Source organism: Luteibacter sp. P4_D7_3, assembly GCF_056401735.1.
Window position 1 is genome coordinate 1 of the sequence record NZ_JBFUIT010000175.1, and the last position, 8,348, is coordinate 8,348.

Sequence of the window (8,348 nt, forward strand, 5' to 3'; positions counted from 1 at the left end):
GCGGCAGCACGATCGCCAGGATGTAGAGCACCGGCATCAAGACGTGATCGAAGAGTTGAGCGCCCATGGTTACGCCTTGCTCACGGTGATGGCCGCGCCGTACGGAGGCAGCATGGCGGTTTCGGAGTGCGCGGCTTCGATCCACGCGGCACCATCAGGCACCGAGGCATCGATAACCACCGGAAGGACGGCATCGCCGATGCGCGCGTTGGCGCCATCGATAAGACCGAGCTTGCCGGCGGCGTCCGCGTTGATGCGGATGGCAGCGGCACGGTTCAGCGGGTGCGAAGCCAGGGCGCCGGCACGACGGACCACCGCGTCGACGCGGTAGATCGGCGTGGTGGCCAGACGCGAGAAGCTCACGCCCGAGGCACGCGTCGCAAGCGAGGGACGAACCTCCGACGCGCGCTCGGTCAGGCCCGCGCGCAGACCGACGAGATCGTCGAACTCGAAACCGGCAACACCGAGCATGCCACCCAGCGCACGCAACACCTTCCAGCCCGGACGCGCATCGCCCGGTGCCTTGGCACCCGGCAGCACGGTCTGTGCGGTGCCTTCGACATTGACTAGGGTCGCGTCGATCTCCGGCGTCAGGCCGATCGGCAGGATCACATCGGCGGAGTCCTTCAGCGCATCGCTGGCGAAGGCGGCGAAAGCGACCACGGTCTGCGCCGAATGCATCGCCTGCAGGGCAAGCGTGCCATCGGCGAAGTCGTGCGGCGGCTCGACGTTGTAGAGCACGTAGCCCTTGCGGGCCTGGGTCAGCATGCCGCGCGCATCGAGACCGCCCGCCGTCGGCAGGACGCCGACCGACGCCAGGCCCAGCGCGTTGGCACCGACCGGGATCTCATTGAACGAGGCGCCGGCAGCCTGCGCGATGAAGCGCGCGATGGCTCGCAGCCACGAGGCTTCCGGATGCGTCACCGCGGCGTGGCCGAGGATAACGACGGCGTTGTCGCCGAGCGCCTTGAAGGCGGCGCGGTGGGCGTCGGTCGTGTCCACGCCATTAAGAGCGGAGGCAATCGATTCCGGCACCGTGGCACCGTTCTCGCTGGCGGCCTTGGCCAGGATCAGCAGTTCGGCGACCAGCGCGTGCGGCGCGGCGACGGACTCGCCGGCCAGCGGGTAGTTGAAGTTGAAGTGGGCCGGGTTGACCGCGTAGACGCTGGCACCCTTCTTCACCGCCTGACGGATGCGGTGGTTGAGGAGCGGCACTTCGTTACGCAGGTCGGAACCGACCAGCAGCGCCGCCTTCACCTTGTCGAACGAGGCGATCGGCGAGGCGAAGGCCTTCGCGAACGCGTTGTCGGCAAAGTCGAGCTGACGCAGGCGATGGTCGACATGGGCGCTACCCAGGCCACGGGCGAGACGGACGAGCAGTTCGCCCTCCTCGTTCGACGTGGCCGGATTCACCAGCACGCCGAGATCCGAACCCGGAACGCTCTTGAGCGCTTCCTTCGCAACCGCGAGCGCGTCATCCCAGGTCGTTGCCGACCACTGGCCGTTGCGCTTGACCATCGGGGACTTCACGCGATCCGCGGCGTACAGGCCCTGGTGGCTGTAACGGTCGCGATCGGACAACCAGCATTCGTTGATCGTCTCGTTGTCGCGCGGCACGTTGCGCAGCACTTCACCGCGGCGCGTGTGCATCCACAGGTTCGAACCCAGCGCGTCGTGGTAACCGACGGACGGGCGTGCCACCAGCTCCCAGGCGCGGGCCTGGAACTGGAACGGCTTGTTGGTCAGCGCGCCGACCGGGCAAACGTCGATGATGTTGCCCGACAGTTCACTCTCGATGGTCTTGCCGATGTAGGTACCGATCTCCAGGTTCTCGCCACGGCTCATGCCGCCGAGTTCGTACGTGCCGGCGATCTCGCTGGTGAAGCGAACGCAGCGCGTGCACTGGATGCAGCGGGTCATCTCGGTCGCGATAAGCGGCCCGAGGTTCTCGTCGGAAACGGTGCGCTTGCGCTCGTTGTAGCGCGACACCGAGCGGCCATAGCCGAGGGAGACGTCCTGCAGTTCGCACTCGCCGCCCTGGTCGCAGATGGGGCAGTCCAGCGGATGGTTGATCAGCAGGAATTCCATCACGTTGCGCTGCGACTTCAACGCCTTGTCCGAACGCGTGAACACCTTCATGCCCTCGCCTACCGGCGTGGCGCAGGCGGGTGCCGGCTTCGGCATCTTCTCGATTTCCACCAGGCACATGCGGCAGTTGGCGGCGATCGGAAGCTTGCGGTGATAGCAGAAACGCGGAATGGGAATCCCGACGGCGTCGGCCGCCTCGATGATCATCCGACCCTTGGCTATCTGCACCGGAACGCCGTCGATCTCGATATTGACCAGATCCGGCGCGGCATTGGCTACGGGCTGCGCACTCATGCAGCGACTCCAGTGGTGACCGTGTCCGCCGGGCCGTCGACGATCGACCGGYCATGCTCCACGTAGTATTCGAATTCGTGCCAGAAGTTGGCCAGGAAGCCCTGCACCGGCCACGCGGCGGCTTCACCGAACGCGCAGATGGTGTGGCCCTCGATCTGACCGGCAACAGCCTTCAGGCGATGAAGATCGTCCGTCGTGCCCTTGCCTTCGACGATGCGCGAGAGCACGCGGTGCATCCAGCCGGTGCCTTCGCGGCACGGGGTGCACTGGCCGCACGACTCGGCCATGTAGAAGCGCGAGATGCGATGGCAGGCGCGAACCATGCAGGTGGTTTCGTCCATCACGATCACGGCGCCCGAACCCAGACCCGAGCCCGCCTTCTGCAGCGAGTCGTAGTCCATGGTGCATTCCATGATCTTCTCGGCCGTCAGCACCTTCATCGACGAACCGCCGGGGATGCAGGCCTTGAGCTTCTTGCCGCCGCGGATACCGCCGGCCATCTGCAGGAGTTCGGAGAACGGCGTGCCAAGACGGATCTCGAAGTTACCCGGGTTGGCCACGTGGCCGGAGACCGAGAAGATCTTCGGGCCGCCGTTGTTCGGCTTGCCGAGGTTGAGGAACCATTCCGCGCCGTTGCGCAGGATCGCCGGCACCGAAGCATAGGTCTCGGTGTTGTTGATCGTGGTCGGACGGCCATACAGACCGAAGCCAGCCGGGAACGGCGGCTTGAAGCGCGGCTGGCCCTTCTTGCCTTCCAGCGATTCCATCAGCGCGGTTTCTTCGCCGCAGATGTATGCGCCGGCGCCGAGGGCGTTGTAGATGTCCACGTCGATACCGGAGCCACCGATGTCCTTGCCGAGCAGGCCAGCCGCATAGGCTTCCTTCAGGGCTTCTTCGATGTGCTCGAACGGCTCGTGGTGGAACTCGCCACGCAGATAGTTGTAAGCGATGGTCGAGCCCGTGCAGTAGCACGCGATCGCCAGGCCTTCGATGACCGAATGCGGGTTGAAGCGCAGGATATCGCGGTCTTTGCAGGTACCCGGCTCGGATTCGTCCGAATTGCACAGGATGTACTTCTGGCCCGGTGCCGTGCGGGGCATGAAGCTCCACTTCAGGCCCGTGGGGAAGCCGGCGCCGCCGCGACCGCGCAGCGCGCTCTTCTTGATCTCTTCGATCAGGGCGGCGGGATCAGGCTTCTCAGCCAGGATCTTGCGCCATGCCTTGTAACCGTCCACCTTTTCATAGCTCTCGAGCGCCCAGGGCTTCTCGAAATGCAGGGTCGTGTAGACGACCTGGTGTTCCTGCGGTGCGGGTCCGACCGGACCAGTGGTGCTAGCCATTGCCCTTACCTCACTTAAGACCGTCGAGGATCGCGTCGACCGAATCGGTCGTCAGCTTCTCGTGGTAGTGACCGTTGACGACCATCATCGGCGCGCCCGCGCAAGCGGCGAGGCACTCCTCTTCCTGCTTGAGATAGATGCGGCCGTCGGCGGTGCTCTCGCCGGTCTTGATGCCGAGCTTCTTCTCGCAATGGCGAACCAGGCCTTCGGCCCCGTTCAACCAGCAGGAAATGTTGGTGCAGATGGCGACGTTGTTGCGACCGACAGGCGTGGTCTCGAACATCGAGTAGAAGCTCGCGACCTCGTACGCCCAGATCGCCGGCAGTTCGAGGTACTTCGCGACAGCCGTGATCAGTTCGTCGGTGAGGTAACCGACGTTCTGTTCCTGCGCCGCCATGAGCGACTGGATCAGCGCGGAGCGCTTGCGATCCGGCGGAAACTTGGAAACCCAGTGATCGATGTGGCTGCGGGTGTGATCGTTGAGCACGACAAGAGGATCGACGTCCTTGACCTGCTCAAAATGTCCGGTGGCTTTCATGATTCAGTTCACTCCGTCGACTTAGCGGTCGACTTCGCCAAAGACGAGATCGTAGGTGCCAATCATCGCGACGACGTCGGCGAGCATGTGGCCTCTTACGATCGCGTCCATGGAAGACAGGTGGGCGAAGCCGGGCGCGCGCAGATGCACGCGGAAAGGCTTGTTCGCACCGTCGGACACGAGATAGCAGCCGAACTCGCCCTTGGGCGCTTCGACGGCGGTATAGGTTTCACCGGCAGGCACACCGTAGCCTTCCGTGAAGAGTTTGAAGTGGTGGATCAGCGCTTCCATGTCGCTCTTCATTTCTTCGCGGCTGGGCGGCGCGACCTTGTAGTTCTGCACCATCACCGGGCCCGGGTTGGCCTTCAGCCACGCCACGCACTGCTTGATGATGTTGTTCGACTGGCGCATCTCTTCGACGCGAACCAGGTAACGGTCGTAGCAGTCGCCGTTGACGCCCACCGGAATGTCGAATTCCATGTTCGCGTAGGCGGCGTACGGCTGCTTCTTGCGCAGATCCCAGGCAATGCCCGAGCCGCGCAGCATCGCGCCGGTCATGCCCCAGGCCTGCGCCTTCTCGGGCGGGATGACGCCGATGCCGACCGTACGCTGCTTCCAGATACGGTTGTTGGTCAGCAGCGATTCGTACTCATCGACGCGCGCCGGGAAGTCGTTGGTGAACTCCGTGAGGTAGTCCAGCATCGAGCCTTCGCGCCACGAGTTGCGGCGCTTGAGGTCCGCGCCTTTGTGCCACGGCGACTCGCGGTACTTCGACATYTGGTCCGGCAGGTCACGGTAAACGCCACCCGGGCGGTAGTACGTGGCRTGCATGCGCGCGCCCGATACCGCCTCGTAGACGTCCATCAGCTCTTCGCGTTCGCGGAACGCATAGAGGAAGACGGCCATGGCGCCGAGATCGAGCGCGTTCGAACCCACCCACATGAGGTGGTTGAGAATGCGGGTGATCTCGTCGAACATCGTGCGGATGTACTGCGCACGGATGGGTGCCTGGATGCCGAGCAGGTTCTCGATGGCCAGCACGTAGGCGTGCTCGTTGCACATCATCGAGACGTAGTCGAGGCGATCCATGTAACCGATGGACTGGTTGAACGGCTTGGACTCGGCCAGCTTCTCGGTGCCACGGTGCAGCAGGCCGATATGCGGATCGGCGCGGACGATCGTCTCGCCGTCCATCTCCAGCACCAGGCGCAACACGCCATGCGCAGCGGGATGCTGCGGGCCGAAGTTCATCGTGTAATTGCGAATTTCTTCCACGGCTTAATTCTCCCGCCAATGATCGGCGGATTCCGCCCTGGCCTGATCGAGATCGGCGTCGTTACGGATCGTGCGCGGCACGAGCACGCGCGGTTCGATCGAGACGGGTTCGTAAATGACACGCTTCTGTTCGGGGTCGTAGCGCACTTCGACGTTACCGATCAGCGGGAAATCCTTCCGGAACGGATGGCCCACGAAGCCGTAGTCCGTGAGGATGCGACGGAGATCCGGGTGACCATCGAAGATGATGCCGTACAGGTCGAAGGTCTCGCGCTCGAACCAGTCCGTGCCCGGCCACACCGGCGTCACCGACGGGACGATCGGGAAGGCATCGTCTTCGCAGAAGATGCGCAGGCGGATGCGCTGGTTGAGTTCGATCGACAGCAGGTGGATGACCGCGGCATAACGACGCGGCTGCTCGACCTTGCGCGGGCGGTCGGCCCACGTGAAGCGACCCATGGCCTCACCTTCCACGCCACGCGAGAAGCTATCGCCCTGCGCGGTGTCGGTGTCCCACTCGGTCTGCCCGTAGCTGAGGTAGTCGACGCCGCAGACGTCGATAGGAATGGTGAAGCGGAAGCCCGCCTCGTCGCGCAGCGCGGTAGCCACGGCGATCAGGTCACGCGGAGCCACCTCAGCGGTGACTTCGTTGCGGTCGACCTTCACCGTCAGCATGTCGCCGAAGCGCGCGGCGAGCCGTTCGACCAGCGAGGTCTCGTTAATAACGCTCATGTGCGATGCCCTGTTAACGCGCGATCGTGTGGGTGCGACGGATCTTCTTCTGCAACTGCAGGATGCCGTGGATCAGCGCTTCGGCCGTCGGCGGGCAACCCGGCACATAGATATCGACCGGCACGATCCGATCGCAGCCGCGAACGACCGAGTAGGAATAGTGGTAGTAACCGCCGCCGTTGGCGCAGGAACCCATGGAGATGACCCATTTCGGCTCGGGCATCTGGTCATAGACCTTGCGCAGAGCCGGGGCCATCTTGTTCACCAGGGTGCCGGCGACGATCATCACGTCGGACTGGCGGGGGCTGGGACGGAAGACGACGCCGAAGCGGTCCAGATCGAGGCGCGCGGCACCCGCGTGCATCATTTCGACCGCGCAGCAGGCCAGGCCGAAGGTCATCGGCCACATGGAACCGGTACGCGCCCAGTTCATCAGGGCATCGATGCTGGTCACGCCGAAGCCACGATTGACGACCGGGGCGTCGCCGTTAGGACGCAGGATGTCGTCGACGAGGTTGAGCGGCGTCGGGTTGTGCATCACCCGATCGATGGTGGTCATCACTCCCATTCGAGCGCTCCCTTCTTCCAGACGTAAGCGAAACCGACCACGAGCAGCGCGAGGAACAGCGCCATTTCGATCAGCGCGATGCCGCCGATCTTGTCGAACACCACCGCCCACGGAAACAGGAAGGCGATTTCGAGGTCGAAAATGATGAAGAGGATGGCGATGAGGTAATAGCGCACGTCGAACTTCATGCGCGCGTCCTCGAAGGCCTCGAAGCCGCACTCATAGGGCGAGAGCTTTTCCGAATCGGGACGGCTGGGGCCGGCAAGGATGCCGATCGCCATCAGGACCACGCCTAGGCCTACGGCCACGGCAATGAACAACAGGACGGGCCAGTATTGGGCAAGCACGATGCTGCGTACCTCCGCGCCTCACTGGGCGCATCAGTGACCGTCGGCGGGGACGAGCGGTCCGGCTAGGGTCGCCAGAGCTTTTATCGAATCGATCCAAATGGGTCGATCCGTGTCGGGACGCATTGCGTACCAACGACTCCGGATATCCACAATCTCACGTTGGGGAACCGATCTATTGTACCAGTGCGTGCAGGTATCACGACAAGTATTAATAAGGGAAAAACTGCGTCGCCATGGTGCAATCGCAGGTAATCGCCTGTTGAACACGGACATTCGGCGCCGGAGCGCGCCGATATGTCACATGGTCTGGGTCGGACGCTCGGAGGCGAGGGTTCCGACAAGCAGCGCTTCGATGCGCTGCCGGGCACCTTCGCTCTCGGGGGATTCGTTGAACTGGATACCGACACCGGCGGTTCGGTTGCCCTGGGCACCCACCGGCGTGATCCAGACCACGCGACCGGCGACCGACAGGCGCTCGTTTTCGTCTATCAGGGTGACCAGCAAGGCCACCTCGTCGCCCAGGCTGTAGCGCTGGGCGGTCGGCGCGAAGAGACCACCGGTTTTCAGGAACGGCATGTACGAGATGTACAGGGAGTTCACGTCCTTGATCTTCAGCGAGAGGATTCCCTGTCGCGGTGAGGAGCTGGTGGCGTTCATGGACACGTGGAATCCCCTGGTTTGACCGTCATCCTAGCTACCCGGCGGCCCGGGCCACAAGCCCGACCGGTTCCGGGTCCTGCCCGGCCCAGCCATAGTGGTCATAAATCCAGGGCGTCGAGAGGTCGGCGGTGAGCTTGGCAAAGGCCGGACCCGGCGCGCCACGCAGAGGTAGCATCCACTCGTCGCCCGCCCGCTCGATCGGCGCGAGGCGCCACGGCCAGACCTGCACGCCCTGCGTATCCGCCAGGACGAGGCGCAGCCGGCTTCGCGCCAGCCGTCCCGGTCGCCACGGCAGGCGCAGCGCACCCGTGCCCGGGGCGGCGGGCGCCCGGTCGAAGCGCTCGGGACGGGAGGCCACGCCAAGCATGCGCTCGCGACTCAAGGACATCTGTGTCGCATGCTCGAGCACGGCGTGGATCTTGGTCGTGAGGCGCTCGGGGTCCGTGTCGGGGACGATCAGGTCTTCAGGCGCCGAACGCTCGGTCCCATGGACCTTGTATGTG

At 64.1% G+C, this 8,348-nt stretch carries 8 protein-coding genes and 1 pseudogene; all 9 read right to left on the reverse strand.

Translation table 11 applies throughout. The annotated features are described in order from the left end of the window. Positions 1 to 69: 69 nt before the first annotated feature. Positions 70 to 2,382: an NADH-quinone oxidoreductase subunit NuoG gene (nuoG, locus tag AC1DSN_RS14590; protein WP_477331323.1), complete on the reverse strand. Its 2,313-nt coding sequence runs from the start codon at positions 2,380 to 2,382 to the stop codon at positions 70 to 72. Continuing rightward, entirely contained in the window at positions 2,379 to 3,722 is a 1,344-nt protein-coding gene (gene nuoF, locus AC1DSN_RS14595; protein ID WP_477331325.1) for an NADH-quinone oxidoreductase subunit NuoF, read from the reverse strand. Before nuoF ends, nuoG begins: the two co-directional genes overlap by 4 nt. Positions 3,723 to 3,732: 10 nt before the next feature. After that, positions 3,733 to 4,260: an NADH-quinone oxidoreductase subunit NuoE gene (nuoE, locus tag AC1DSN_RS14600; protein ID WP_046968721.1), complete on the reverse strand. Its 528-nt coding sequence runs from the start codon at positions 4,258 to 4,260 to the stop codon at positions 3,733 to 3,735. 21 nt (positions 4,261 to 4,281) lie between these two features. Continuing rightward, entirely contained in the window at positions 4,282 to 5,511 is a 1,230-nt protein-coding gene (locus AC1DSN_RS14605) for an NADH-quinone oxidoreductase subunit D (RefSeq protein ID WP_218625456.1), read from the reverse strand. Positions 5,512 to 5,538: 27 nt separating this feature from the next. Further along, positions 5,539 to 6,267 carry an NADH-quinone oxidoreductase subunit C gene (locus AC1DSN_RS14610; RefSeq protein ID WP_063572033.1) on the reverse strand — a complete coding sequence of 243 codons (729 nt, stop codon included), beginning with the start codon at positions 6,265 to 6,267 and terminating at the stop codon, positions 5,539 to 5,541. 13 nt (positions 6,268 to 6,280) lie between these two features. After that, positions 6,281 to 6,835, reverse strand: a complete 555-nt coding sequence (locus AC1DSN_RS14615) for a NuoB/complex I 20 kDa subunit family protein (RefSeq protein WP_046968724.1) — start codon at positions 6,833 to 6,835, stop codon at positions 6,281 to 6,283. Beyond that, on the reverse strand, positions 6,826 to 7,182 hold the full coding sequence (locus tag AC1DSN_RS14620) for an NADH-quinone oxidoreductase subunit A (protein WP_063572034.1): 357 nt from the start codon (positions 7,180 to 7,182) through the stop codon (positions 6,826 to 6,828). The genes AC1DSN_RS14615 and AC1DSN_RS14620 overlap by 10 nt, the downstream gene beginning before the upstream one ends. Positions 7,183 to 7,482: 300 nt before the next feature. Then, positions 7,483 to 7,842, reverse strand: coding sequence for a PilZ domain-containing protein (locus AC1DSN_RS14625; protein ID WP_046968726.1), 360 nt, complete (start codon positions 7,840 to 7,842; stop codon positions 7,483 to 7,485). 37 nt (positions 7,843 to 7,879) lie between these two features. After that, positions 7,880 to 8,348, reverse strand: a pseudogene (locus tag AC1DSN_RS14630) (hypothetical protein); the annotation flags it as partial.